Source organism: Streptomyces sp. NPDC030820 (genome assembly GCF_055572075.1).
In genome coordinates this window covers 251534-277683 of the sequence record NZ_JBVIEB010000001.1, presented here as the reverse complement: position 1 = coordinate 277683, position 26150 = coordinate 251534, and the positions used below count along the sequence as shown (strand labels likewise).

Sequence of the window (26150 nt, the reverse complement as noted above, 5' to 3'; positions counted from 1 at the left end):
TGCGGGTCAGCCCTGCGACGGCACCGGGACCAGGGCCTCGCTGGGCCGGCTGGTCGGGGCGTAGAGCGCGGTCGCGGAGGTGGTCGGCACGAGGTCCCTGTGGATGACCTTGGCGACGTTCTGGATGGTGGTGACGCCGTAGTCCATGGTGCTGTTGTCCTGCGTCAGCACCGAGATCATGTAGTCGTGGCCGGCGCCGTTGAAGGTGCCGAGGCTGTGCACCCGCCAGCCGTGCGTCGCGCGCTGCAGCCAGCCGTTCTTGACGTGCACGGAGACCGTGGACGGCGCGCCCGCCGGAGTGCCCCAGCGCTGCGAGGAGATGACCTCGCCCATCAGCTTCAGGATGTAGGCGCGCGAGTTGTCGCTCAGCACGCTGTTCCTGGCGGTGATGAGCTTGAGCAGCTTCTGCTCGTCGGTGACGTTCTCCTGGGTCAGGCCCCAGTAGCCGTTCGCACCGGGCACGGTCTTCGTCATCCCGGCGGCGGCGAGGAAGCCCTTGATCTTGGTGAGACCGAGCTGCTTCCACAGCGCGGTCGTCGCGTCGTTGTCCGACCGGGTGATCATGGCCTTGGTGAGCGTGATCTCACGGTCGGTCAGATAGCGGTTGTGCTTCTTGGCGTCCCACAGCAGCGTGGCGAGCACGGTGACCTTGACGGTGCTGGCCGAGTCGTAGGAGCTGGTGGCGCGCAGGGTGCAGGTGGTGCTGGTGCTGCGGTCGTACAGACCGAGCGCCACGGTGCTCCTGCGGTTCGCGAGGGCGGCCGTGATGTCCTGCTGCAGCTTGGCGGCGAGGCCCGCCTTGGCTGACGTACAGCTGACGGTGGGCGTGGCCGCGGCGGCGGGGGTGGCGGCGGTGACGGCAGTGACCGCCGGTATGAGCAGGGCGGCGGCGAGCGCGCCGGCACGTCTTGATGTCCGGGGATTCATGCACCAGTTGACGCATGGGGTCGGCCGAAAGTTGCACGCCTGTTCCCGCGGAGGGAGTTCGAGAGGCCCGGCACGTGGCAATGATTCGCTCATGCCGGAGGAGAAGGAAAGCGGATACGTACGGTCGGGGCGGCTGTTCGCGACGTTGACGGTGCTGCGGTTCGCCGCCGGGGAGGACAACGAGCTGCTCACCCCGGACGGTTACGCCCCGAAACACCATCCACAAGGACGCATAGGCGAGGTGAACGGGGACTTGTACGACATCCTGACGAAGGCACGCAAAAGGGGTGGTGAGCACTGGAAGGCGGCAGCCGCAGCACTCCGGTCGATACCGGACTTCCTGGAAGAGGGAACCGTGCCGCCCGGCCCCATGAGCAACCAGGCACTGGTCGAGCACAAGGCGGGCTACGACGCTCAGATCGCCGTATTCCGCGACACGTTCTCCAAGCTGCTTGCCTGACTCTCACCGACCCACAGCTTCCCCCCAGGTGCACCACAGCCCGCACCCATCGCCGCTCTGCACGGTGCAGTGGTGACATCTGCCACCGATCCCCTCCCCCACCCGACGACCGCGACCCCGGTGCCGCCGGCATCGGACGCCGTACCGCAGGACCGCGCACCCCGCTGGTCACTGCCGGCACTGCCGGCGATCCTGCTGCTGGCGGCGGCGCTCTACACCTGGAACCTGTCGGGCTCCGGCCTCAACAGCTTCTACAGCGCGGCCGTCTACAGCGGCACACAGAACTGGAAGGCATGGTTCTTCGGCTCGCTCGACGCCGGGAACTTCCTCACCGTCGACAAGCCGCCGTTCGCCAACATGGTCATGAGCCTGTCGTGCCGGATCTTCGGCTTCGGCACCTGGCAGATGATGCTGCCGGAGGTCGCGGCGGGGCTCGCCACGATCTGGATCCTGCACTCCTCCGTGAAGCGGACGTTCGGACACGCGGCGGCAGCTGTGGCCGCCCTCGTCCTCGCGCTGACCCCCATCACGGTCGCCATCAACCGGGACAACAACCCCGACACGCTCCTCGTCCTGCTGATGGTCGGCGGCGCGGCCCTCGCCCTGCGCGCGGTGACGAACGGCCGCCTGCTGCCCCTGCTCGGCTCGGCGGTGTGCTTCGGCCTGGCCTTCAACACGAAGATGCTGGCGGGCTACATCGCACTCCCCGCCGTCTTCGCGGTCTACCTGCTCGCGGCACGCCCGAAGCTCGTACGGCGGATCGCGAACCTGCTGATCGCAGGCGTCGTCCTCGCCGTCTCCAGCTTCTGGTGGGCGGTCGCCGTGTCTCTCGTCCCCGCCTCCGAGCGGCCGTACATCGGCGGTTCGACGGACGGCACCGCCTGGAACCTGATCATGGGCTATAACGGCCTCGGCCGGATCTTCGGCGGCGAGGGCAACGTCGGCGGTGGCGGGGGCGGCGGAGGCGGCTTCTCCGGCTCGGCGGGTCTCGGCCGGATGTTCAACGACGTCCTCGGCGGCCAGATCTCCTGGCTGCTCCCCTTCTCCGCGGTGGCCCTCGTCTCCGGCCTGATCCTGTGCGGCCGCGCCCCGCGCACCGACCTCACCCGGGCCGCGCTGATCCTCTGGGGTGGCTGGACGGTCCTGCACTACGTCACCTTCGCGACCGCCGAGGGCACGATGCACCCGTACTACACGACCGCCCTCGCACCCGGCATCGCGGCGCTGTGCGGAGGCGGCGGCGTCATGCTGCTGCGCGCGTTGCGCACCGACAGGCGCTGGGCGTGGGTCCTGCCGGCGGGTCTGGCGGTGACGGCTGTCTGGGCGATCGTGCTGCTGCGCCGGGCCTCCGGCTGGAACACCTGGCTGTGGCCGGCCATCGGTGTGGTCATGGCGGCGGCGATCGCCGGCCTGTTCGTCTTCCACTCGGGGGGCCGTGTGCGGCTGTTCGCGGCATCCGTGGCTGCGGCGGTGGTCGCGGCACTCGCGGGCCCGGCGGCGTACGCCTGGTCGGTGCCGTCCGGTTCGGTCGGCGGCATGGGCGGCACGAACCCGACGGCCGGCCCCTCGACGGGCGGCGGCTTCGGCGGCCCCGGCGGTGGCCGAGGTGGCTTCCCCGGTGGCGGAACCGCGCCCGGCGGGTCGGCGAGCGGCGCGCCCGGTGTCGCCCCCGGCGGAGGGATGCCGGGCGGCGGACAGCAGGCCGGTGGCTTCCCGGGCGGCGGCCAGAACGGTGAACTCCCCGGCGGCCAGGGCACATCGGGCGGTACGACGGCCCCGGGCGGAACCGCCGCCCCGAACGGCGGCTCGGGAAGCACGAGCGGCCGTATGGGAGCCGGAATGCGCGGCGGCATGATGGGAGGCGCGAACAGCGAACTGATCGCGTACCTGAAGAAGCACCAGGACGGCGCCACCTGGCTGCTCGCGGTCTCCAATTCCCAGAGCGCGGCCCAGATCGAGCTGAGCGCCAGGGTCCCGGTCATCTCCATGTGGGGCTTCACCGGCACCGACAAGGCGATGACCGTCGCCAAACTCAAGGAGCTGGTGAAGAAGGGCGAACTTCACTACATCCAGCTCGGCGGCGGCATGATGGGCGGCGGCCCCGGGGGCGCCGACAACAGCGTGTCGTCCCAGGTGACGACCTGGGTGAAGAAGCACGGAACGAAGGTGAAGGAGACCGCGTACAGCAAGACTTCAACCGCTTCCTCCGCCACCGACCAGTCCACGATCTACCACCTGGACCCGTCGGACGTCAGCTGAGACACACGTCCACCCAGCGCGCCAAGGACCCCCTTGGCGCTGCGCTGTCGGCGCCACGGCGGCGATTGGCAGATCCGTGCCGTCACAGCGCCCTGGCCACCAGCCCGACCTGCCTATTCACCCGACTCACGTGGCACAAACCTGCCAATCACCGCAGCCACGGACCGCAAGCCGCCAAACCCACCCGGCGTGCCGGCGAGACGCGACCGCGCCCCTCGCCGCCGGGACACGGGCAGCCGACCCAGGGGCCCGGTACCGGTCAGGGCCACCGCCCTTCCGGACCGCTCGCTCGCTTCTTGCCCGTGCCGGAGCGAAGTGGGTCAAGGGTGGCCCGCAGGGCCATCGGCGAAGCCGACGAGCAGCGCCCTTGACGCACCTCGCGGAGGCGCGACACTCGCCGAGAAGCGAGCGGCCCGACGGCCACGCACTCACTCCTCGGCGAACAACTCCACCGCGTCCGTGGACGCACCGTCAGCGAATGTACCGCTGCCCTACCGGGCCGAAGCAGCGCCGCTTGCCGTCCCGGACCAGGCAGGCCCTCACATGGTCCAGGTCGGACCTGGTGGCGGCGACCATCGGGGTCGACAGGGAGTCCTTGGCGTCGTACCGGTCCTTGACCTCGATCCGCCAGGGCGCGTGATGCGGTACGAGGATCTCCGCCCGGTCCCCCACCTCGCCGAGGTCGATCCGCGCCCACACCGCACCGCAGGCCGTACTGTGCCGGATCTTCACCACCGTCGGCCCGGGGAAGCTCTGCCGCCCCAGGGTCACCGGCACGGGGTCGGCTCCGCAGCCGTACATCTCGGGGTCCTTGCCCGTGCAGCCGGTGCCGTGGCATCCCTTCACCGGTACGGGTGCGGAGGGAGACGGGGACGGGGACGAACTCGTGCCGGACTCGCTGAGGGCGCCGGTGGCCGCCAGCGTCACCACGACCGCAGTGATGGTGATTCCACCGCCCACAATCACGGCGAGCAGGCCCCTGACCGGGCGGCGGGCCGGGCGCCCGGGTGAGCGGCCGGCGTCCTCGGACGGCGGCGGGGGCGGCTCCGCCGCAGCGGTCGACGGCGCACCCGCGCGCGGGCGACCAACGGACGCGTCCCCGCCCGCCCCACGCCCGCTCGCCGCACGCCCACTGGCCACCGCATCCGCCAGTTCCCAGAGGGCCAGCGCCCGCCCGGGAGCCTCCCCCGCCAGCTCGCACAGTTCCGCGACCGCCTGCCGGGGCGGGACCGTCGTGCCGCGCAGATAGCGGTCCCAGGACGACTTGCTGTACGGCGTCTTCGCGGCCAGCGCGGCCAGGCTCAGTCCGGTCCGGGTCCGCAGCCCGCGCAGTGTCTCCGCCAGCCGCTCGCACTCCAACGGCCGGTCGCCTGACGTCATTTCCGCAGTACCCCCCATGTGTCCTCGCCGACGACCCCGTCCACGCGAAGGTGCGCGCGGTCCTGCAACCGCTCCACCGCGCGCTCGGTGCGCGAGCCGAACGCCCCGTCGGCGAGCCCCGGCGAGAAGCCGTGGTGGCGCAACAGGCACTGTGCCTCCACGACGGACCACTGCGACGATCCCATGCCGATCAGGCCGACACGGGTCGTGCTGTACCCCGCGTACAGCAGCCCGTCCTCGGCGCGGTGCACCTTGCAGGGGTAGTCCTTGCCGGCCCGGAACACGAACGCCCCCTTCGCCGCTGCTCCGGACCCGAGGGCCGACTCCGTGGCACTCGCCGAGGCCGGCCGACCGGCGGTCCGTTCCCCGCCGCCGCCCCAGGGCGCGGCCACCAGCAGGGCGGTCACCACCGTCACGAGCACGGCCGACGCCAGTACGGCGGCACGTATCCGCCGTCCCCGGCCGTCTCCTCCTGCGTCCTGCTTCTCCTCGTTCGGTTCCGCCTCCGCCACCGGGTCGGAACCCTGCTCTCCACCCCGCCCCGCCGCCACCGCCACCTCGTGCAGGGCCAGCAGCCGGGCCGGGTCGACGTCGCAGGCGCGGGCCAGCGCCGCGACCGCCTCCTGCGGCGGTAACGAACGGCCGTTGAGGTAGCGGCCCCACGAGGCACGGCTGTAACCCGTCCGGGCGGCCAACGCCTGCAGGCCGAGACCGTTGTGGTCCTTCATACGGCGCATCTGTACGGCTAGTTGTCGCACTCGCGGGTCGAGCGAGTCCGGCAACTGCTTCCAACGAGACATGTTCCACCCCATGTCTGTTGCAACTCCCCGGACGAGGATGCCCCACCAGCGCCCGTGGTTCCCGTGAACGGCCTTTCGAGCACACGGTTCCGGCCACACCACCGGCGTCCGCGCGTCCCGCCGGTGCCTCAGGGTGCGGGGTGTTTCCGCAGGTCGCAGGGTGGGACGTCCCGCGCCGACGGCACTTGCACGGCAGGCCTGTACCCGTCCTGGACTCGCCCGCACAGTCGGTGGTGCTCGACGGGCGGTGCGGTCCACCCCGCACCGCCCCAGGCATCCGGCGGCCCGCCCCCACGGGGGCGGGGCGGGCCGCCTCCAGGCAACCGAGACCAAGGAGCATCCATGCGATTCCGTATCGCGACCGCAGCCGTCCTGACCGCGTGCGCCATGGCCGGCAGCGGTCTGGCCGTCTCCGCGCAGGCCGCCTCGGCGGACACGCACACCGCGTCCGGCGCGGCCCGCCCGACCTGTCCGTATCCGTACGTCTGCTTCTACAACGGCAACACGATGACGGGGAAGTTCAAGGACACCGGGTACTGGCAGACGCTCGGCGCGAGCCGCAACGCGAAGGGCGCGGTCAACACCCGGCACGACGACGTGGCCTACGTGAGGTTCTCCGACTACCCGACGATCTGCATGAAGCCGGGTCAGGGCTGGAGCTTCGGCTCGGCGCACCCGACGCAGGTGTACATCAGCACGTCGAGCACGTGCCACTGAGGCACCCCCGGCCCTGAAACGTCCGCCCCGGCGCGGGTCCCGTACCCGCGCCGGGGCGGCGGCCGTGCACGTCCTAGCCGAGATGCGTCGGCGCGAACATCCGCAGTACCGCCGGGAGTACGACCACCGACGGGCCCGGTGCCGCCAGTGCCTTCGCCAGGTCGTCCTCCAGGGTCTGCGGGGTCGTACGGACCCCGGGCACGCCGAAGGACTCCGCCAGGGCCACGTAGTCCGGGCGGGTCAGTTCCGTCGCCGTCGCCTGGCCGAAGGCGTCCGTCATGTACTCGCGGAGGATGCCGTAGCCGCCGTCGTCGACGATCAGCCAGGTGACCGGGAGGTCGTACTGGCGAGCCGTCGCCAGCTCGGCTATCGAGTACAGCGCGCCGCCGTCGCCCGACACCGCCAGCACCGGGCGCGTCGGGTCGGCCGCCGCCGCGCCCAGCGCCGCGGGGAAGCCGTAGCCGAGGCCGCCGGCGCCCTGTGCGGAGTGCATGAGGTTCGTGCCCCGGGGGTCGAAGGCCGACCACGCCCAGTACGCCAGGATCGTCATGTCCCAGAAGGAGGGGGCTCCCGCGGGCAGGGCGCGGCGGACCGCCCCCAACACCTCCTGTTCCAGGGTGAGTTCCTGGGACGCGATGCGCTCACCGACTCGGCACAGCAGCTCCCGCACCCGCTCCGGCGCCGACTCGTCCGTCCGCTCCTCCACCGTCTCCAGCAGGGCCTGCAACGCCAGGCGCGCGTCCGCGTGGATGCCGAGGGCCGGGTGGTTGGACTCCAGCTTGCCGAGGTCGGCCTCGATCTGGACGACCCGGCCGCGCGGCTTGAACGTGTGGTAGTTCGAGGAGAGTTCACCCAGGCCCGAGCCGACCACCAGCAGAACGTCCGCGTCCTCCAGGAAGTCCGTCGTGTACCGGTCCTCCAGCCAGGACTGCAGCGACAGCGGATGCTCCCACGGGAACGCGCCCTTGCCGCCGAACGTCGTCACCACCGGTGCCTGAAGCTTCTCGGCCAGCGCCCTCAGCTTGCCCGACGCGTCCGACCGTACGACCCCACCGCCCGCGATGATCGCCGGACGCTCGGCCCGCGACAGCAGATGCGCCGCCACCGCCGTCAGTTCGGGGCGCGGAACCAGGTCCTGCGGCGTCGCGTCCGGCGCCGTCACCACCGGCAGGGCGGTCGGAGCGAGCAGTACGTCCTGGGGGATCTCCACCCACACCGGGCCGTGCGGTGCCGTCAGTGCCGACTTCCAGGCCGCCGCGATCGCGGACGGGATCTGGGACTGGGTGCGGACCGTGTGGACGGACTTGACCACGCCGCGGAAGGACGCCGACTGGTCGGGGAGTTCGTGGAGGTAGCCGTGGCGGCCGCCGCCCAGACCCGCCGTCGGGATCTGGCTGCTGATCGCCAGCACGGGAGCCGAGGCCGCCGCCGCCTCCTGCAGCGCGGCCAGCGAGGTCAGCGCTCCCGGGCCCGTCGACAGCAGCAGCGGTGCCGCCTCGCCCGTGATCCGGCCGTACGCGTCCGCCGCGAAGCCCGCGTTGTTCTCCACCCGCAGGCCGACATAACGCAAGGAAGAACGCCGTAGAGCGTCGAACATGCCCAGCGCGTGCTGACCGGGCAGGCCGAAGACCGTCGTCGCGCCGAGCCCGGCCAGCGTTTCCACGACCAGGTCTCCGCCGTTGCGCCCCGAAGGGGGGTTCAGTGCTGCGGTGATCTGCGCCGGCGTCGGGCGGAGTACCAGGTCGTGGTCGTGAGTCACTGCTCTCGGTCCCCCAAGGAGAATCAGGCGTTCCGGGCCGCCGCGATCTGGCGGCTCATGATGGTGGTCAGTTCGTAGGCCGTGTGCGAAGCCGCGACGGACGTGATCTCCGCGTGGTCGTACGCCGGGGCCACCTCGACCACGTCCGCCGAGACCAGGTTGCAGGACGCCAGGCCGCGCAGGATCTCCAGCAGCTCGCGCGAGGTCATGCCGCCCGCCTCCGGCGTACCCGTGCCGGGCGCGTGCGCCGGGTCCAGGCAGTCGATGTCGATGGAGATGTACAGCGGGCGTTCGCCGATGCGCTGGCGCAGCTGGTCGGCCACCTCGTCGGCGCCCCGGCGGTAGATGTCGGCGGACGTGACGATGCCGAAGCCCATCTTCTCGTCGTCCGTCAGGTCCTGCTTGCCGTACAGCGGGCCGCGGGTGCCGACGTGGGACAGCGCCGAGGTGTCGAGGATGCCCTCCTCCACCGCGCGGCGGAACGGGGTGCCGTGGGTGTACTCGGCGCCGAAGTAGGTGTCCCAGGTGTCCAGGTGGGCGTCGAAGTGCAGCAGGGCCACCGGGCCGTGCTTCTTGGCCACGCTCCGCAGCAGCGGGAGCGCGATCGTGTGGTCGCCGCCCAGGGTCATCAGGCGGGCGCCGGTGCCGAGCAGCTCGTCCGCCGCGGCCTCGATCGTCTCGACGGCCTCGTTGATGTTGAACGGGTTCACGGCGATGTCGCCGCCGTCGGCGACCTGGGCCAGGGCGAAGGGGGACGCGTCCTGCGCGGGGTTGTACGGGCGCAGCAGCCGGGACGCCTCGCGGATGGCGTTGCCGCCGAAGCGGGCGCCCGGCCGGTACGAGACGCCGGAGTCGAACGGCACGCCCACCACGGCGACGTCGGCGGTGCCGACCTCGTCCAGGCGGGGCAGCCGGGCGAAGGTCGCGGGGCCGGCGTACCGCGGGATGCGGGAGGAGTCGACGGGGCCGCGGGGCGTCTCGTTGCTGCTCATGGTCAAATGCCTTCTTTCTTGCGCTTCGTCGCGCATGTGCTGCTTTCCCTATGACTCTACTGGTGAGCCGGGACCGGTTCGGACGCGAGTTCGGGGGTGCGGCCGGCGAGGCGCTCGCGCCAGGTGGCGAGAACCGTCTCGTCGGTGGGCTTCGTCGCCAGGGAGACGACGACGTAGGTGGCGAGGGAGGCGAGCAGGCCGTAGTAGACGGGCTCGTTGGCCAGGATGCCGTAGCCCGCCATCAAGCCGATGACCGCGAGGCCGCCGACGATCACCGAGGCCAGCGCGCCCTGCACCGTGCCGCGCCGCCACAGCAGGCCGCCGAGGATCGGCACGAGCAGGCCGCCGACGAGCAGGTTGTAGGCGACCGTCAGCGCCTCGACCACGTTGTTCAGGGCGATCGCCGTGCCGATCACCGCCACGCCCATGATCAGGATGAAGGCGCGGTTGCCCTTGATCTCGTCGTGCTCCTCGCCGCCTCGCCGTACGACGCCCCGCAGCCGCGACCAGATGTCGTTGTTGGCGACCGTGGCGCAGGCGATCAGGGCGCCGGAGGAGGTGGACATGACGGCGGCGAGGGCGGCGGCCAGGACCAGGCCGCGCACGCCGACGGGGAGTTCGTCCTTGACGATGGTGGCGAAGGCGTCGTCGGGGCTGCCGAGCTTGGGGTAGAGCACCTTGGCGGCCGTGCCGATCACCGCGCCGGCGAGGGCGTAGGCCAGACAGTAGGTTCCGGCCACCGTGCCGCCCCACTTGGCGGTCCTGTCGCTGCGGGCGGTGAACACGCGCTGCCAGATGTCCTGGCCGATCAGCATGCCGAACGTGTAGATCAGGACATAGGTGAAGATCGTCTGGCCGCCGATGCCCAGCGGCTCGAAGTACGAGGTCGGCAGCTTGGCCTTCATCTCGGAGAAGCCGCCCGCCTTGACAACCGCGATCGGCAGGAGCAGGAGCAGGACGCCGATGGTCTTCACCACGAACTGCACCATGTCGGTCAGCGTGATGGACCACATGCCGCCGAGGGTGGAGTAGGCGACGACGATCGAGCCGCCGAGGACGATCGCGAGGGTCCGGTTCATGTCGAACAGGACGTCGAAGATCGTGGCGTAGGCGATGGTCGAGGTGACGGCCAGCATGAGGGTGTACGCCCACATGACCACGCCGGAGATGACGCCCGCCCGTCCGCCGTAGCGCAGGTCCAGCATCTCGGAGACGGTGTAGACCTTCAGGCGGGCGATGCGGGCGGAGAAGAACACGGACAGGGCGAGCAGGCCGAGGCCGATGGTGAAGACCATCCATGCGCCGGAGAGGCCGTACTGGTAGCCGAGGCCCACGCCACCGATGGTGGAGGCGCCGCCGAGGACGATCGCCGCCATGGTGCCGGAGTACATGGCGGGGCCCAGGCGGCGGCCCGCCACCAGGAACTCGCTCTTCGACCTGGCGCGGCGCATGCCCCACCAGCCCATTGCCAGCATCCCGACGAGATAGACGACGATCACTGTGTAGTCGACGGCCATGGGGCCCTCCTTCGCGCACATTCCGGTGGCGTGTCGTGCAGATGCGGTGGGGACGAGCCGGCAACAGATCGCGGGGACATCCGCCCGTACCCGCGGCTGCCGGTCTGCCTTGACACTAGGTGGCCGGAAAGCGACTGCGAAGTGTACGTTCCATCCATATGAACGGGGTCGGATGGAGGGAACGCACACCATGCCGGAAACGACTGCCCCGCTGACCCCAGCGGTCCCACCGACCCCACCGGTGCCGCTCTCGGCCCTGCTGGCCCGAGAGGATCTCGCCCTGCGCCAGATCGCGGGCCCCTCCGATCCGTCGATCGTGATCCACTGGGCGCACACCTCGGAGATGGCCGACCCGTACCCGTATCTGCTGGGCGGCGAGCTGCTGCTCACGGCCGGGGTGCACGTCCCGGAGGCGGCGGGTTCGGGCACATACTTCGACGACTACGTCTCCCGGATCGTCGCGGCGGGCGGCGCGGCCCTCGGCTTCGGCCTGGCCCCGGTGCACGACACGGTGCCGCGCGCGCTGGTCGCGGCGTGCGACGCCTACGGCCTGCCCCTCCTGGAGGTGCCGCCGCAGACCACCTTCTCCGGGGTGGCCCGCGCGGTGTGGCAGCTGATGGCCCAGGCCCGGCTGGCCGAACTCCGCCGCGTCACGGAGGCCCAGCAGAGCCTCGCCGCGGCGGCCTCCCGCCCCGATCCGGTCCCCTCGGTACTGCGCCAACTGGCCCAGCGCCTGGCGGGGCACGCTCTGCTGTACGGCCCCGACGGCACCGAGATCGCGGCGGCGGGCCGGAAGCCGGCGGAGGGGGTGCGGGGGGCGCTCGCGGAGCTCTCCGGCGTGGTGCGGCCCACGGGGCGTACGACACCCAGGGCCACCTCCGCCACCGACACCGTCGGCGACACCCAGCTGGCCGTCTACGCCCTCGGCACCGGCGAGGGGTTCGTGCTCGGGGTGGCCACCCCCCGGCGCGACCCGGGCGATCACACCATCGCCTCCGTCGCCGCCGTGCTGCTGTCCTTGCTGACCGGTGAGCACCACAGCGGCGCCGGCGCCGCCCGTTCCTCCGCTCTCGTACGGCTGCTGCTCGGCTCCCCGCCCGAGGAGGTCGCCCCGCTGCTCGGCACGGGAAAGTGGCTGGTCGTGCACGCCCGGCCGGAGGCCCAGGTGCCCGATGCCGTCGCCGCCTCCGCGCTCGGGGCCGCGCTGGGGTCGCCGTTGGTCGATCTCGGGCGGGATGTCGTACGGGTGCTGGTGCCGGACGGGCGGGCGCCGGAGCCGCAGCACGGGTGGACGGTCGGGGTGAGCGCGGCGGTGGAGCCACGGGAGTGGGCGGCGGCCGACGCCCAGGCGGGGCGTGCGCTCGCGCGGGCCCGTGCCACCCGCTCTCCGCTGGTCCGGCACGGCGCCCGGCCGGGCCTTGAGGACCTGGTGCCGCGGGCGGACGCCGAGGCGCACGCCCGTGCGCTGCTCGCCCCGCTCAGCGGCCGGCCGGAGCTGGCCGAGACCCTGCGCAACTGGCTCGCGCTGCACGGCAGTTGGGACCGTACGGCAGTGGCGCTCGAGGTGCACCGCAACACCGTGCGGCAGCGCATCGCCCGCTGCGCCGCCCTGCTGGACACCGATCTGGACGACCCGGACGTCCGGATGGAGTTGTGGTTCGCCCTGCGGCACGGCTGACAATCCCCTTTGCTCGAAAGGGATTCACCGATTCCGGCTGTTCGAGTGCGGCGGTTCGTGAGCGGCCGCGTCCGAACTGGCCCTCGCCGACGGCCTGTTGCCATGGACCGGGATGCTCGTCGGCCGCAAGGTCGAGGCCGCGGGCAAGCGGGTCGACATGGTGCCCCACGTCCTCGCCGGCTGGAAGACCGAACCGGAGGAGTGGCGCGCCCGGATGCTGGACGCGGTCTCGTGATCGGGCACGGGTACGGCGGTTCGTTCAACCGCGGCATCGCGAACGCGGAGCCGGGGGTGATCAGTCTCGCCAACGGCGCCAGTTTCACCACGTCGTTCCACACGACGACGGGCCTGTAGGGGCGAGGGGGCCCGGCACGGACGGCCGGCCCCGGCGGATCACGCCAGGCCGGCCGCGGTCGCGCGCGCGGACCCTTCGTCAGTCAGCCCCGAGATCGTACCGGGGACGGTCACGACGGGTGCGGGGCGGCGACGGGGAGGACCGCTGCCGCACAATGGAGGCATGCCGATATCCGGGACACCCAGCCGCGCCCAGCTCGTCGACCACCTGGTGAGGACCCGTATCGCGGGGGACGTCGCCACTCCCCGCGAGAACAACCTCTCCCACTACCGTCAGCTCGCCAACGGTGTCCGTAACTTCTGGCTCGGCCTGGAGCTGGGCGACCGCTGGACGGACGAGCAGGACGTGCTCGCGGTGATGGCCGAGCGGGTGGGCGTCAACGACGATCCCGGGTACCGGTACGGGCAGGACACCATCGACCCGGAGCTGACCGTGGACGCGCTGGAGCGTTTGGCGGCGCGGCTGCGCAAGGCGGCCGAGGGGCGCCAGCGGGTGCTGTTCGCCACCGGGCATCCGGGCGGGCTGCTGGATGTGCACCGGGCCACCGCCGCCGCGCTGCGCGCCGCCGGCTGCGAGATCGTGGTCATCCCGGACGGGCTGCAGACGGACGAGGGGTACGTCATGCAGTTCGCGGACGTGGCGGTGCTGGAGCACGGGGCGACGCTGTGGCACACCCACTCCGGGGAGCCGATGCGGGCCGTTCTGAACGGACTTGAGCGCGAGGGACGCCCGCTGCCGGACCTGGTCGTCGCCGACCACGGGTGGGCCGGGTACGCGGGACAGCACGGCCTGGACTCGGTGGGATACGCCGACTGCAACGACCCGGCGCTGTTCCTCGCCGAGTCCGAGGGCACCCTCCAGGTCGTCGTACCGCTGGACGACCATGTCACAAGCCCCCGCCACTACGACCCGCTGACGGCGTATCTGCTGGCGGAGGCGGGACTTTCCTGACCGCCCGCACTCCGGGCACGGCACTGTGCGGCCCCGCGAGCGGAGCCGCACAGTGTGTGGGCGCGATGGGCGCCGCGGGTCAGTTACCGCCCGCCGCCGCCCCAACCCCAGTTGCCGCCGCCCCCGTTGCCGCCCCAGTTGCCGCCGCCCCAGTTGCCGCCGCCCCAGTTGCCGCCGCTCCGGTTACCACCGCCCCAACCCCAGTTGCCGCCGCCCCAGCCCCAGCCACCATGGCCGCCACGGCCGTGGTGGCGGCCATGGTGGCGGTGGTGGTGGCGGTGGTGGTGACGGCCATGGTGACGACCGCCGTCGTCACTGAATCGGCCGTGGGCGTAGCTTTGCTGTGTGGGGGCCGCCGAGGCGGTGCCCGCCGCACCGATGGCGGTTCCGCCGGCCAGCAGGAGGCCGACGGCGGACGTCACGACATAACGCCTGATGCGCTGTGCTCGCATGGGAAGTTACCCTTCTGTCTCCATCATCTCCCGTGCCTCCGTGGGGAAGACGCGGTGTGGATGGCCGGCGCCGTGCTCACCGATCGGTGAAGGCACGGCGCGCTCTTCAGGTGTCGCCGCAGCGGATTGACTGCATGGCCGTCGCCGCCGACGTCTGCCGTTCCAGGAATCCGGAAACCGTCGGCCGGTTACGCCCTGTACTGCGGCTGTCACTCATAGACATTAATACCGCACCCGTCACTCGGCACCTCGAGGCAACTTCAGTCACGCGGGACGCGGACCACACCCTCCTGGATGACGGTGATGGCGAGCTGTCCGTCCTGTGTGTAGATGCGCGCCTGGCCGAGGCCGCGGCCGCCGTGCGCGGACGGCGACTCCTGGTCGTAGAGCAGCCAGTCGTCGGCGCGGAAGGGGCGGTGGAACCACATGGCGTGGTCCAGGGAGGCGCCCACGACGTCCCCGACCGCCCAGCCGCCGCGGCCGTGCGCGAGCAGCACGGAGTCGAGGAGGGTCATGTCGGAGACATAGGTGGCGAGGACGACATGCAGCAACGGGTCGTCGTCCAGCTTGCCGTTGGTGCGGAACCACACCTGCGAGTGGGGCTCGCGCGGTTCGCCGAACTGCCCGTACGGCGGCTCCTCCACGTACCTGAGGTCGATCGCCTCGCGGGCTTCGAGGAACCTCTCGACGACCTCGGGGGCGAGGTGGTCGTAGCCGCGCAGCCGCTCCTGCGAGGTGGGCAGGGTCGCCGGGTCGGGCGAGGCGGGCATGGGCGCCTGGTGCTCCAGGCCCTCCTCGTACGTCTGGAAGGACGCCGAGAGATGGAAGATCGGCTTGCCGTGCTGGACGGCGACCACGCGGCGGGTGGTGAAGGACCGGCCGTCGCGGATGCGGTCGACGGTGTAGACGATCGGCGCGCCGGGGTCGCCCGGGCGCAGGAAGTACGCGTGCAGCGAGTGGGCGGGGCGGTCGGCGGGGACCGTACGCCCCGCGGCGACCAGCGCCTGCGCCGCGACCTGCCCGCCGAAGACACGGGGTACGACGGCGGAGCGGGACTGGCCGCGGAATATGTTCTCCTCGATCTGCTCGAGGTCGAGCAGATCGAGGAGATCCTGGAGTGCCTGGCTCATGGCATCTAGTTGTACAGGCCAGTGATTGCGGCGGTGACAGGTCCGTCTTACAGGCCCATGTCCTTCGCGATGATCGTCTTCATGATCTCGCTGGTGCCGCCGTAGATGCGGTTGACGCGGTTGTCCGCGTACAGGCGGGCGATCGGGTACTCGTTCATGTAGCCGTAGCCGCCGTGCAGCTGGAGGCAGCGGTCGATCACGCGGTGGGCGACCTCGGTGCAGAACAGCTTGGCGGAGGCGGCCTCGGCCGGGGTCAGCTCGCCGGCGTCCAGGGCCTCGGTGGCGCGGTCGGCGACGGCCTCGGCGGCGTCCACCTCGGCCTGGCAGGCGGCCAGCTCGAACTTGGTGTTCTGGAAGTGCGCGACCGGCTTGCCGAAGACGGTGCGCTCCTGCACGTACTGCTTGGCGAACCGGACGGCGGCCTTGGCCTGCGCGTAGGCGCCGAAGGCGATGCCCCAGCGCTCGGAGGCCAGGTTGTGGCCGAGGTAGTAGAAGCCCTTGTTCTCCTCGCCCAGCAGGTCCTCGACCGGGACCTTGACGTCGACGAAGGCCAGCTCGGCGGTGTCGGAGGTCTTCAGGCCGAGCTTGTCGAGCTTGCGGCCGACGGAGTAGCCCTCGGACTTGGTGTCCACGGCGAACAGGGAGATGCCGTGGCGGCGGTCCTCGGCGGTCGGCGCGGAGGTGCGGGCGCAGACGATGACACGGTCGGCGTGGACACCGCCGGTGATGAAGGTCTTGGCACCGTTGAGGATGTAGTGCGTGCCGTCCTCGGAGAGCTTGGCGGTGGACTTCATGCCCGCGAGGTCGGAGCCGGTGCCCGGCTCGGTCATCGCGATGGCCCACATCTCCTCGCCGGTGACGAACTTCGGCAGGTAGCGCTTCTTCTGCTCGTCCGTGGCCAGCATCTTGATGTACGGCAGGGCGAGCAGCACGTGCACGCCGGAACCGCCGAAGTTCACGCCCGCGCGGGCGGTCTCCTCGTAGATGACGGCCTCGAACTTGTGGCTGTCCAGGCCCGCGCCGCCGAACTCCTCCGGCACGCTGATGCCGAAGATGCCCAGCTCACCGAGCTTGTAGTAGAAGTCGCGCGGCGCCTGGCCGGCGGCGAACCACTCGTCGTAGACCGGCACGACCTCGGCCTCGATGAAGGCGCGCAGGGTCTCCCGGAACGCCTCGTGATCCTCGTTGAACACCGTACGGCGCACGCCGCCCACCTCCAGGTACCTGTCTAAGCGCTTGCTCAGACCAGAAGATACCGGCGAGTACGACGATGCGTCCAGAGACGCAGGTCACTCTCGGAGCAGGGCGACATGGCTCACAGAGCCCCTGTGCCGGGTGTGCGCTCACCCCTCCCCCGCCGCCTCGAAGGCACCCCGTGCCATCCGGTGGAGCAGGGCCGCCGTGGCGCCCCGGCCGGGGAGTGTCCCCGCGCGACCCAGGTGCGGGGTGGAGTTCAGCAGGCCGAAGACCGAGTGGACCGCCGAGCGGGCCGACGGCTCGGACAGCCCCGGGTAGGCCTCGCGGACCACCTCCACCCACAGCTCGACGTACTGCCGCTGGAGCTGGCGCACCAGCTTGCGGTCGCTGTCGCGGAGGCGGTCCAGCTCGCGGTCGTGCAGGGTGATGAGGGGACGGTCGTCCAGGGCGAAGTCGATGTGGCCCTCGATGAGGGAGTCCAGGACCGCCGAGGGCCGGGTGTCCCCGTCGGCCTCCGCCAGGCGGCGCTTGGCCCCCGTCAGCAACTGGCCGCTGATGCCGACCAGCAGCTCGGCGAGCATCGCGTCCTTGCCCGGGAAGTGCCGGTACAGACCGGGGCCGCTGATACCCACCGCGGCGCCTATCTCGTCGACGCCGACACCATGGAAACCGCGCTCGGCGAAGAGCCGGGCGGCCTCCTTGAGGATCTGCTCGCGGCGGGTCGGGGCGTCGGTTCTGGTGACCATGCAGCCAATTCTAGACAGCGAGGTTAGCGGTCGTTAACCTGAAGGAAATGGTTAACGCTCATTAACAGCGGATCAGAGGTTCGATCACCGGGTGAGGGGACCGCAGGATGCAGGAGGCACCGGAGCTCCAGAGCGCGGCAGATCCCGCGTCGGAGGCCTGGCAGGCCAATGAACAGGCTCATCTCGCACTCGTGGAGGAACTGCGCGGCAAGCTGGCCGCGGCGGCCCTCGGCGGCGGCGAGAAGGCGCGGGCCCGGCACACCGCGCGGGGCAAGCTGCTGCCGAGGGACAGGGTGGACACACTGCTCGACGCGGGGTCGCCGTTCCTGGAGCTGGCGCCCCTCGCGGCCGACGGGATGTACGACGGACAGGCCCCGGCCGCCGGGGTGATCGCCGGGATCGGGCGGGTCAGCGGGCGCGAGTGCGTGATCGTCGCCAATGACGCCACGGTGAAGGGTGGGACGTACTACCCGATGACCGTGAAGAAGCACCTGCGCGCCCAGGAGGTCGCCCTCGACAACCGCCTGCCCTGTGTCTATCTCGTGGACTCGGGCGGCGCCTTCCTGCCGATGCAGGACGAGGTGTTCCCGGACCGGGACCACTTCGGGCGGATCTTCTACAACCAGGCCCGGATGTCCGGCGCCGGGATCCCGCAGATCGCGGCCGTGCTCGGCTCGTGCACCGCCGGTGGCGCCTACGTCCCGGCCATGAGCGACGAGGCCGTGATCGTCCGCAACCAGGGGACGATCTTCCTCGGCGGGCCGCCCCTGGTGAAGGCCGCCACCGGTGAGGTCGTCACGGCGGAGGAGCTGGGCGGCGGCGAGGTGCACTCCCGGATCTCCGGGGTCACCGACCACCTCGCCGAGGACGACGCGCACGCCCTCAGGATCGTGCGGAACATCGTCGCCACCCTCCCGGCCCGGCAGTCGCTGCCGTGGGAGGTCCAGCCGGCCGCAGAACCCAAGGTGGACCCGTACGGGCTGTACGGCGCCGTCCCGGTCGACTCCCGTACCCCCTACGACGTCCGCGAGATCATCGCCCGTATCACCGACGGCTCGCGGTTCGCCGAGTTCAAGGCCGAGTTCGGGCAGACCCTCGTCACCGGCTTCGCGCGCATCCACGGCCACCCGGTCGGGATCGTCGCCAACAACGGCATCCTGTTCTCCGAGTCCGCCCAGAAGGGCGCCCACTTCATCGAGCTGTGCGACCAGCGCGGGATCCCGCTGGTGTTCCTGCAGAACATCTCCGGGTTCATGGTCGGCAGGGACTACGAGGCGGGCGGTATCGCCAAGCACGGCGCCAAGATGGTGACGGCGGTGGCGTGCACGCGCGTGCCGAAGCTGACGGTGGTGGTCGGCGGGTCGTACGGCGCGGGCAACTACTCGATGTGCGGCCGGGCCTACTCCCCCCGCTTCCTGTGGATGTGGCCCAACGCCAAGATCTCCGTGATGGGCGGCGAGCAGGCCGCCAGCGTCCTCGCCACGGTCAAGCGCGACCAGCTGGAGGCCCGGGGAGAGGCCTGGCCCGCCGAGGACGAGGAGGCCTTCAAGGCGCCGATCCGCGCGCAGTACGAGCGCCAGGGCAACGCCTACTACGCCACCGCCCGCCTCTGGGACGACGGCGTGATCGACCCGCTGGAAACCCGTCAGGTGCTCGGACTCGCCCTGACGGCCTGCGCCAACGCGCCTCTGGGAGACCCCCAGTTCGGCGTCTTCCGGATGTGAGGAGGGGAACCGTGTTCGACACAGTGCTGGTCGCCAACCGGGGCGAGATCGCCGTACGCGTCATCCGTACGCTCCGCTCGCTGGGCGTGCGCTCGGTGGCGGTCTTCTCCGACGCCGACGCCGACGCGCGGCACGTCCGGGAGGCCGACACGGCGGTACGGATCGGCCCGGCGCCGGCCGCCGAGAGTTATCTGTCCGTCGACCGCCTGCTGGCCGCCGCCGCCCGCACCGGCGCCCAGGCCGTCCACCCGGGGTACGGCTTCCTCGCCGAGAACGCCCGGTTCGCGCGCGCCTGCGAGGAGGCCGGGCTGGTCTTCATCGGGCCGCCGGCGGACGCGATCGCGCTCATGGGCGACAAGATCCGCGCCAAGGAGACGGTGCAGGCGGCCGGCGTGCCGGTGGTGCCGGGTGGCCGTGACCCCGAACTCGCCGAGGCGGCCCGCGCACTGGGCGCGCCCGTGCTGCTCAAGCCCTCCGCCGGCGGTGGCGGCAAGGGCATGCGGCTGGTGCGGGACATGACCGTGCTGGAGGAGGAGATCGCCGCCGCCCGGCGCGAGGCCCGCGCCTCCTTCGGCGACGACACCCTGCTGGTGGAGCGGTGGATCGACCGGCCCCGGCACATCGAGATCCAGGTGCTGGCCGACGGCCACGGGAACGTCGTGCACCTCGGCGAGCGCGAGTGCTCGCTCCAGCGGCGGCACCAGAAGATCATCGAGGAGGCGCCTTCGGTCCTGCTGGACGAGCGGACGCGCGCGTCGATGGGCGAGGCGGCCGTGCAGGCGGCCCGCAGCTGCGGGTACCGGGGCGCGGGCACGGTGGAGTTCATCGTGCCGGGCGGCGACCCGTCCTCGTACTACTTCATGGAGATGAACACCCGCCTCCAGGTGGAGCACCCGGTCACCGAGCTGATCACCGGTGTGGACCTGGTGGAGTGGCAGCTCAGGGTCGCGGCCGGGGAGAAGCTGGGCTTCACCCAGGACGACGTGACGCTGACCGGGCACGCCATCGAGGCCCGGATCTGCGCGGAGGACCCCGCGCGCGGCTTCCTGCCCTCCGGCGGCACCGTCCTGCTGCTGAACGAACCCCGGGGCGACGGCGTCCGCACCGACTCCGGGCTCAGCGAGGGCACCGAGGTGGGCAGCCTGTACGACCCGATGCTGTCCAAGGTGATCGCCCACGGCCCCGACCGGGAGACCGCGCTCAGGAAGCTGCGGTCGGCGCTGGCGGAGACGGTCACCCTGGGTGTGCAGACCAACGCGGGCTTCCTGCGGCGGCTGCTGGCGCATCCATCGGTCGTGGCAGGGGACTTGGACACCGGGCTGGTGGAGCGCGTGGTGGAGGAGCTGGTCACCACGGACGTACCGGAGGAGGTGTACGAGGCGGCTGCGGCCGTGCGCGCGAAGGCGCTGGAACCCCGTACGGACGGCTGGGTCGACCCCTTCTCGGTGCCGAACGGCTGGCGGCTCGGCGGCACCCCGAGGCCGCCCGCCTTCCACCTCCGGGTGCAGGACCCGGTGACGTACACCCCGCGCGGCAGCTCCACCGTCACCGGCGCCACGGTCTGCGTCACCCTCGACGGCGTCCGGCACACCTTCCACCGGGCCGGTGACTGGATCGGCCGCGACGGCGACGCCTGGCAGGTGCGGGACCACGACCCGGTGGCCGCGTCCCTCAGCCGGTCGGCGCACGCGGGTGCCGACTCCCTCACCGCGCCGATGCCCGGCACGGTGACCGTGGTCAAGGTGGCCGTCGGCGACGAGGTGGCCGCCGGGCAGAGCCTGCTGGTGGTGGAGGCGATGAAGATGGAGCACGTCATCTCCGCCCCGCACGCCGGCACGGTCGCCGAGCTGGACGTGATTCCGGGTTCGACGGTCGCGATGGACCAGGTGCTGGCCGTGATCGCACCGCACGAGGAGGTGGCGGAGTGACTGCCGAGGGTCTCCCCATGGTCGTACCGGCCTCGGACCTGCCGACGCGGGTGCGGATCCACGAGGTCGGCGCGCGCGACGGACTGCAGAACGAGAAGCGGACCGTACCGACCGAGATCAAGGCGGAGTTCATCCGCCGGCTCGCCGACGCGGGCCTGACGACGATCGAGGCGACGAGCTTCGTGCACCCCAAGTGGGTGCCTCAACTGGCCGACGCCGAGCAGCTGTTCCCGATGCTCGACGAGCTCGAGGGGGTCGAGCTGCCGGTGCTCGTACCCAACCAGCGCGGCCTGGACCGGGCGCTGGCGCTCGGCGCCGACCGGGTCGCCGTCTTCGCCAGCGCCACCGAGTCCTTCGCGAAGGCCAATCTCAACCGCACGCTGGACGAGTCGCTGGCCGTGTTCGAGCCGGTGGTGCGGCAGGCCAAGGACCGGGGTGTGCATGTGCGCGGCTATGTGTCCATGTGCTTCGGCGACCCGTGGGAGGGTGCCGTCCCGCTGCACCAGGTGGCGCGCGTCTGCACGGCCCTGAGGGACATGGGCTGCGACGAGCTGAGCCTGGGCGACACGATCGGCGTGGCCACCCCCGGCCATGTCCTCGAACTGCTCTCGCTGCTCAACGAGAAGGGCGTGCCGACGAACGTGATCGGCGTGCACTTCCACGACACCTACGGCCAGGCGCTCGCCAACACCCTGGCCGCCCTCCAGCACGGCGTCACCACCGTGGACGCCTCGGCCGGCGGGCTCGGCGGCTGCCCGTACGCGAAGTCCGCCACCGGCAACCTCGCCACCGAGGACCTCGTCTGGATGCTGCACGGACTCGGCATCGAGACCGGGGTCGACCTCGGCCGTCTGACCGCCACCAGCGTGTGGATGGCCGCCCATCTGGACCGGCCCAGCCCGTCCCGTACCGTCCGCGCTCTCTCCCACAAGGACCAGTGATCAGCATGGACCACCGTCTCAGCCCCGAGCTGGAGGAACTCCGCCGTACGGTGGAGGAGTTCGCGCACGACGTCGTGGCGCCGAAGATCGGCGACTTCTACGAGCGGCACGAGTTCCCGTACGAGATCGTCCGCGAGATGGGCCGTATGGGCCTGTTCGGGCTGCCGTTCCCGGAGGAGTACGGCGGCATGGGCGGCGACTATCTGGCGCTCGGCATCGCCCTGGAGGAACTGGCCCGGGTGGACTCGTCCGTGGCCATCACCCTGGAGGCCGGGGTCTCGCTCGGCGCCATGCCCCTCCACCTGTTCGGCACGGAGGAGCAGAAGCGCGAGTGGCTGCCCCGCCTGTGCTCGGGCGAGCTCCTGGGGGCCTTCGGCCTGACCGAGCCGGACGGCGGGAGCGACGCGGGGGCGACCCGTACGACGGCCCGCCTGGACCCGGACACGAACGAATGGGTGATCAACGGCACCAAGTGCTTCATCACCAACTCGGGGACGGACATCACGGGCCTCGTCACCGTGACCGCCGTGACCGGCCGCAAGCCGGACGGCAAGCCGCAGATCTCGGCGATCATCGTCCCGTCCGGCACGCCGGGCTTCACGGTGGCGGCGCCCTACTCGAAGGTCGGCTGGAACGCCTCCGACACCCGCGAGCTGTCGTTCGCCGATGTCCGGGTCCCCGCCGCCAACCTGCTCGGCGAGGAGGGCCGCGGCTACGCCCAGTTCCTGCGCATCCTGGACGAGGGCCGGATCGCCATCGCGGCGCTCGCGACCGGTCTGGCCCAGGGCTGTGTGGACGAGTCGGTGAAGTACGCCAAGGAGCGCCAAGCCTTCGGCCGGCCGATCGGCGCCAACCAGGCCATCCAGTTCAAGATCGCCGACATGGAGATGAAGGCCCACACGGCCCGTCTGGCCTGGCGCGACGCGGCCTCCCGGCTGGTCGCGGGCGAGCCCTTCAAGAAGGAGGCGGCCCTGGCCAAGCTGTACTCCTCCACCGTCGCCGTCGACAACGCCCGCGACGCCACCCAGATCCACGGCGGCTACGGCTTCATGAACGAGTACCCGGTGGCCCGCATGTGGCGCGACTCCAAGATCCTGGAGATCGGCGAGGGCACGAGCGAGGTCCAGCGGATGCTGATCGCGAGGGAGTTGGGGCTGCCGAGCTGAGGTGGCTGCGGTGGCGGAGGCGGGAGGCCGTGACGCGCGAGCTGCGTGAGGAGCTGGGCCCGGACATCCTCCCGCGCGGGCTCTGGTGGTCCTACTCCTCCGGAGTCGCCGTCACCTGCGTATGCCCGCTCGCCGGACCCAGCCGCCGGTACAGCAGAGCAAACCCCCTGTGTGCCGGCGGTAGGGTCAGGGCGGCCGAGAGCAGGGCCGCGAGTGCGACCGGGGTGAGGACCGCCGCTGCGTGTGCGGTGTACGGGTTGTCCGTGCCGTACGTCAGGACAAGGGAGCGGACCGCCGAGCCGAGCGGCTGGGCGGCGTACTGTGCCGCCACGTACACCCCGACGGTGAACAGACCCCGCAGGAGCGTTTCGGCCCCGGTCCGCAGCCATCCGGCCCGGCTCCACACCAGCGCCCAGGAGCGGCGCAGCGCGGCGAGCGGGGCGAGTCCGTCCGTCGCGGCGGCGGCCGGGGCCAGGGTCCAGCCGAGGCGGAGGGCCAGGGCCGCGAGCACCGCCGAACCCGGCGCGGCGTAGCGGACGAAGGTCCAGGGGCCGCCGTCCGGGCGCAGCGGTGCCGGGGCGCCGAACGAGGTGGTGGTGAGGGCCTCCGACACCAGGAAGCCGCCCACCAGTACGGTCCACACGGACAGGCCCCGCAGCACGTACACCGTGAGGACACGGGGCAGCCGGGAGCGGAGGGTGGTTCTCAACTCTCCTTTGACGGGCGCTTGTCGGCGCGCCCGGGACGCCACTGCGCCGGCGTGGACGATCTGCAGCGCCGCGCAGCCGAGGCACAGCAGGAGCAGGAGAAACGGCAGCCCGCCGAGAAGGACGTGCCCCAGCGGGGCGGTGTCGGGGGCATAGGAGTCCTCCATCTCGTGGGCCCTGAGCTCGCCTTGGCGCATCTGGGCGAACGCCGGTCCGGCGACGGCGAAGGCCGCCAGCGTCACCGCCAGGCCCGCCAGCCCGGCCGGACCGACGATGCGCACGGTCCATCCCGGCAGCAGGCGCCCTGCCCGCTCTCTCGCGGCTCGCCCCATCCTCTCGACATTAAGCAAGGTTAGGCTAACCTACCTTCGAACTTGTCCGACGGGCGCTCCGCCCCGTTCGAAAGCAGTCATACCCATGCCCCATGCCCGTGCCTCCCACCTCACTCGTCGCGGCCTGCTCGCCGCGGGCGGCGCCCTCGGACTCGGCGCCGTGCTCGCTGCCTGCGGGGACGACAAGGGGAAAGACGGTGGTTCCGGCACAGGGGCGCAGTCCGGCAAGTCCGGCCCCTGGAGCTTCACGGACGACCGCGGTACGAGCGTGAAGCTCGACAGGGTCCCCGCGAACATCGTCGCCTTCACCGGCGTCGGCGCCGCGCTCCACGACTACGGCATCCAGGTCAAGGGCGTCTTCGGTCCGACGACGACCAAGGACGGCAAGGCCGACGTCCAGGCCGGCGACATGGACGTCAGCAAGGTGACGGTCCTCGGCAACGCGTGGGGCCAGTTCAACATCGAGAAGTACGCCTCGCTCGCGCCGGACGTGCTGATCACGACGATGTTCGACGACGCGGGCACGCTCTGGTACGTCCCCGAGGAGTCGAAGAAGAAGATCGCCCAACTCGCCCCCAGCGTCGGCATCTCCGTCTACGACCGCCGGCTCACCCAGCCGCTGCAGCACATGTGGGACCTGGCCGAGTCGCTGGGCGCGGACATGAAGGCCGCCAAGGTGACCGGCGCGAAGAAGCGGTTCGAGGCGGCGGCCGCCCGGCTGCGCACCGCGGCCAGGGCCAAGCCCGACATCAAGGTGATGGCCGGCAGCGCGAGCGACCAGCTGTTCTACGTCTCCGGCACCAACCTCTCCGTCGACCTGGAGTACTTCAAGGCCCTCGGCGTGAACTTCGTCGAGCCGCCGGAGAGCGCCAAGAAGCAGGGCGGCGGCTGGTACGAGTCGCTGAGCTGGGAGAACGTCGACAGGTACCGGGCCGACATCATCATGATGGACGACCGTTCGTCGGCGATCCAGCCGGCCGACATCACCAAGCCGACATGGCGGAAGCTGCCGGCGGTGAAGGCGGGGCAGGTCATCGCCCGCTCTCCGGAACCGATCCTCTCGTACGACAAGTGCGTGCCGCTGCTGACGAGTCTGGCGGAGGCCTTGGAGAAGGCGAAGAAGGTCAGCCAGCCCACCTGACGCTATTTCAGGAGCCCGTATGACGACGGCCGTAGCCGCCCCGTTCCGATTCTTCTCTCTGCAGGTCGTACGCACGATGCGGCTGGGGCCGTCCCTCGTTCGCGTCACCTTCGGCGGGACCGATCTGCACGCGTTCCACTCCGACGGGTGCGACCAGTCCCTCTCGCTGTTCCTCCCGCACCCGGGCCAGCCGAAGCCCGTCGTACCCCTGGACCTCGGGGACAACTGGTGGCAGGCCTGGCGGGAACTGCCCGATGACGTACGGGCCGTGATGCGTTCGTACACGCTCCGGTCCCTGCGCCGCGCCCCCGACGAGATCGATATCGACTTCGCCCTGCACACCCCCGCCGGCCCCGCCTCCCGCTGGGCCTCGCGGGCCACCCCCGGCGACCGGGTGCTGCTGCTCGGCCCGGCGGTCGCCGACAACCGCGCCATCCGCTTCCGCCCTCCCGAGGACACCGACCTGGTCGCCCTGTGGGGCGACGAGACCGCCGTACCGGCCGCGACCGCCATCCTCGAAGCCCTCCCGGCCGGCACCCGCGTCCGGGCGTGGCTGGAGGTGCCGCACGCCGGTGACATCCAGGACGTGCGCACGGAGGCGGACGCGGAGATCACGTGGCTCGTACGGCACGACGGGTCCCCCATGGCCGTCGGCGCCGTACGAACCGCCCAACTGCCCGCCGCAGAGCGGCCGTACGTGTGGATCGCCGGTGAGTCGGGGCGGGTCAAGGCGCTGCGGCGGCACTTCGTCGGCGAGCGCGGGGTCGACCGGCGGCGGGTGACCTTCGTCGGGTACTGGCGGCAGGGGATGACCGAGGAAGAGCTGCGAGCCGCGGAGTGACTTGAAATTAGGTTAGGCTAACCTAAGTCGAAACGGTTCCCTTCGAACCT

The 26150-nt window shown here is 71.3% G+C and carries 24 protein-coding genes; 13 read left to right on the top strand and 11 right to left on the bottom strand.

The window, feature by feature from the left end; genetic code table 11:
* Positions 1 to 6: 6 nt before the first annotated feature.
* The gene (locus ACZ418_RS01290) at positions 7 to 927 is read right to left on the bottom strand and encodes a serine hydrolase (protein ID WP_468355097.1); all 921 of its coding nucleotides are present in this window, start codon (positions 925 to 927) and stop codon (positions 7 to 9) included.
* A gap of 91 nt (positions 928 to 1018) precedes the next feature.
* Between ACZ418_RS01290 and ACZ418_RS01285 the strand changes: the two genes are divergently transcribed.
* Positions 1019 to 1387: a hypothetical protein gene (locus ACZ418_RS01285; RefSeq protein WP_468355094.1), complete on the top strand. Its 369-nt coding sequence runs from the start codon at positions 1019 to 1021 to the stop codon at positions 1385 to 1387.
* 72 nt (positions 1388 to 1459) lie between these two features.
* Complete coding sequence (locus tag ACZ418_RS01280; protein WP_468355091.1) at positions 1460 to 3646, top strand: glycosyltransferase family 39 protein; 2187 nt, start codon at positions 1460 to 1462, stop codon at positions 3644 to 3646.
* Between the two features lie 471 nt (positions 3647 to 4117).
* On the opposite strand, the gene ACZ418_RS01275 is transcribed toward ACZ418_RS01280, so the two are convergent.
* Entirely contained in the window at positions 4118 to 5026 is a 909-nt protein-coding gene (locus ACZ418_RS01275) for a helix-turn-helix domain-containing protein (RefSeq protein WP_468355089.1), read from the bottom strand.
* The gene (locus tag ACZ418_RS01270) at positions 5023 to 5826 is read right to left on the bottom strand and encodes a helix-turn-helix domain-containing protein (protein ID WP_468355086.1); all 804 of its coding nucleotides are present in this window, start codon (positions 5824 to 5826) and stop codon (positions 5023 to 5025) included. Before ACZ418_RS01270 ends, ACZ418_RS01275 begins: the two co-directional genes overlap by 4 nt.
* Before the next feature lie 342 nt (positions 5827 to 6168).
* On the opposite strand from ACZ418_RS01270, the gene ACZ418_RS01265 reads away from it, so the two are divergent.
* Positions 6169 to 6543 carry a hypothetical protein gene (locus tag ACZ418_RS01265; protein WP_468355083.1) on the top strand — a complete coding sequence of 125 codons (375 nt, stop codon included), beginning with the start codon at positions 6169 to 6171 and terminating at the stop codon, positions 6541 to 6543.
* Positions 6544 to 6616: 73 nt separating this feature from the next.
* Here ACZ418_RS01265 and ACZ418_RS01260 read toward each other — a convergent pair whose 3' ends face one another.
* The 3 genes from ACZ418_RS01260 to ACZ418_RS01250 are packed head-to-tail and all read right to left on the bottom strand — an operon-like array spanning position 6617 to position 10811.
* Positions 6617 to 8302, bottom strand: a complete 1686-nt coding sequence (locus tag ACZ418_RS01260; RefSeq protein ID WP_468355080.1) for a thiamine pyrophosphate-binding protein — start codon at positions 8300 to 8302, stop codon at positions 6617 to 6619.
* A 23-nt stretch (positions 8303 to 8325) separates the two neighbouring features.
* Positions 8326 to 9294 (bottom strand): agmatinase, encoded by a 969-nt coding sequence (speB, locus tag ACZ418_RS01255; RefSeq protein WP_468355077.1) that lies wholly within the window; start codon positions 9292 to 9294, stop codon positions 8326 to 8328.
* Between the two features lie 56 nt (positions 9295 to 9350).
* Positions 9351 to 10811, bottom strand: a complete 1461-nt coding sequence (locus ACZ418_RS01250; RefSeq protein WP_468355075.1) for a sodium:solute symporter family protein — start codon at positions 10809 to 10811, stop codon at positions 9351 to 9353.
* 172 nt (positions 10812 to 10983) lie between these two features.
* On the opposite strand from ACZ418_RS01250, the gene ACZ418_RS01245 reads away from it, so the two are divergent.
* The 4 genes from ACZ418_RS01245 (at position 10984) to ACZ418_RS01230 (ending at position 13795) form a co-directional block, all read left to right on the top strand.
* On the top strand, positions 10984 to 12489 hold the full coding sequence (locus tag ACZ418_RS01245; protein WP_468355072.1) for a PucR family transcriptional regulator ligand-binding domain-containing protein: 1506 nt from the start codon (positions 10984 to 10986) through the stop codon (positions 12487 to 12489).
* 112 nt (positions 12490 to 12601) lie between these two features.
* Positions 12602 to 12724, top strand: coding sequence for a hypothetical protein (locus ACZ418_RS01240; RefSeq protein WP_468355069.1), 123 nt, complete (start codon positions 12602 to 12604; stop codon positions 12722 to 12724).
* Positions 12721 to 12843, top strand: coding sequence for a hypothetical protein (locus ACZ418_RS01235; protein ID WP_468355066.1), 123 nt, complete (start codon positions 12721 to 12723; stop codon positions 12841 to 12843). Before ACZ418_RS01240 ends, ACZ418_RS01235 begins: the two co-directional genes overlap by 4 nt.
* Positions 12844 to 13006: 163 nt before the next feature.
* Positions 13007 to 13795, top strand: a complete 789-nt coding sequence (locus tag ACZ418_RS01230; protein ID WP_468355063.1) for a phosphatase — start codon at positions 13007 to 13009, stop codon at positions 13793 to 13795.
* An 83-nt stretch (positions 13796 to 13878) separates the two neighbouring features.
* On the opposite strand, the gene ACZ418_RS01225 is transcribed toward ACZ418_RS01230, so the two are convergent.
* The 4 genes from ACZ418_RS01225 to ACZ418_RS01210 all read right to left on the bottom strand — a co-directional run bounded on the left by ACZ418_RS01225 (position 13879) and on the right by ACZ418_RS01210 (position 17320).
* The gene (locus tag ACZ418_RS01225; RefSeq protein WP_468355060.1) at positions 13879 to 14247 is read right to left on the bottom strand and encodes a hypothetical protein; all 369 of its coding nucleotides are present in this window, start codon (positions 14245 to 14247) and stop codon (positions 13879 to 13881) included.
* Positions 14248 to 14507: 260 nt separating this feature from the next.
* Positions 14508 to 15377, bottom strand: a complete 870-nt coding sequence (tesB, locus tag ACZ418_RS01220; protein WP_468355057.1) for an acyl-CoA thioesterase II — start codon at positions 15375 to 15377, stop codon at positions 14508 to 14510.
* A gap of 47 nt (positions 15378 to 15424) precedes the next feature.
* Positions 15425 to 16582, bottom strand: coding sequence for an acyl-CoA dehydrogenase family protein (locus ACZ418_RS01215; RefSeq protein ID WP_468355054.1), 1158 nt, complete (start codon positions 16580 to 16582; stop codon positions 15425 to 15427).
* A gap of 138 nt (positions 16583 to 16720) precedes the next feature.
* Entirely contained in the window at positions 16721 to 17320 is a 600-nt protein-coding gene (locus ACZ418_RS01210; RefSeq protein WP_468355051.1) for an SACE_7040 family transcriptional regulator, read from the bottom strand.
* A 107-nt stretch (positions 17321 to 17427) separates the two neighbouring features.
* Here ACZ418_RS01210 and ACZ418_RS01205 point away from each other — a divergent pair, with 107 nt between their 5' ends.
* Genes ACZ418_RS01205 through ACZ418_RS01190 form a run of 4 tightly spaced genes read left to right on the top strand, consistent with a single transcriptional unit; the run spans position 17428 to position 23079 of the window.
* Entirely contained in the window at positions 17428 to 19044 is a 1617-nt protein-coding gene (locus tag ACZ418_RS01205; protein WP_468355048.1) for a carboxyl transferase domain-containing protein, read from the top strand.
* Positions 19045 to 19055: 11 nt separating this feature from the next.
* The gene (locus ACZ418_RS01200) at positions 19056 to 20972 is read left to right on the top strand and encodes an acetyl/propionyl/methylcrotonyl-CoA carboxylase subunit alpha (protein WP_468355045.1); all 1917 of its coding nucleotides are present in this window, start codon (positions 19056 to 19058) and stop codon (positions 20970 to 20972) included.
* A gap of 17 nt (positions 20973 to 20989) precedes the next feature.
* Positions 20990 to 21913 (top strand): hydroxymethylglutaryl-CoA lyase, encoded by a 924-nt coding sequence (locus ACZ418_RS01195; RefSeq protein WP_468356830.1) that lies wholly within the window; start codon positions 20990 to 20992, stop codon positions 21911 to 21913.
* 5 nt (positions 21914 to 21918) lie between these two features.
* Positions 21919 to 23079, top strand: coding sequence for an acyl-CoA dehydrogenase family protein (locus ACZ418_RS01190; RefSeq protein ID WP_468355042.1), 1161 nt, complete (start codon positions 21919 to 21921; stop codon positions 23077 to 23079).
* 91 nt (positions 23080 to 23170) lie between these two features.
* Here the strand turns inward: ACZ418_RS01190 and ACZ418_RS01185 are convergent, their stop codons facing one another.
* Positions 23171 to 24067, bottom strand: a complete 897-nt coding sequence (locus ACZ418_RS01185; protein WP_468355039.1) for a hypothetical protein — start codon at positions 24065 to 24067, stop codon at positions 23171 to 23173.
* A 136-nt stretch (positions 24068 to 24203) separates the two neighbouring features.
* Here ACZ418_RS01185 and ACZ418_RS01180 point away from each other — a divergent pair, with 136 nt between their 5' ends.
* On the top strand, positions 24204 to 25259 hold the full coding sequence (locus tag ACZ418_RS01180; RefSeq protein WP_468355037.1) for an ABC transporter substrate-binding protein: 1056 nt from the start codon (positions 24204 to 24206) through the stop codon (positions 25257 to 25259).
* Between the two features lie 19 nt (positions 25260 to 25278).
* Positions 25279 to 26100 (top strand): siderophore-interacting protein, encoded by an 822-nt coding sequence (locus ACZ418_RS01175; RefSeq protein ID WP_468355034.1) that lies wholly within the window; start codon positions 25279 to 25281, stop codon positions 26098 to 26100.
* Positions 26101 to 26150: the final 50 nt, after the last annotated feature.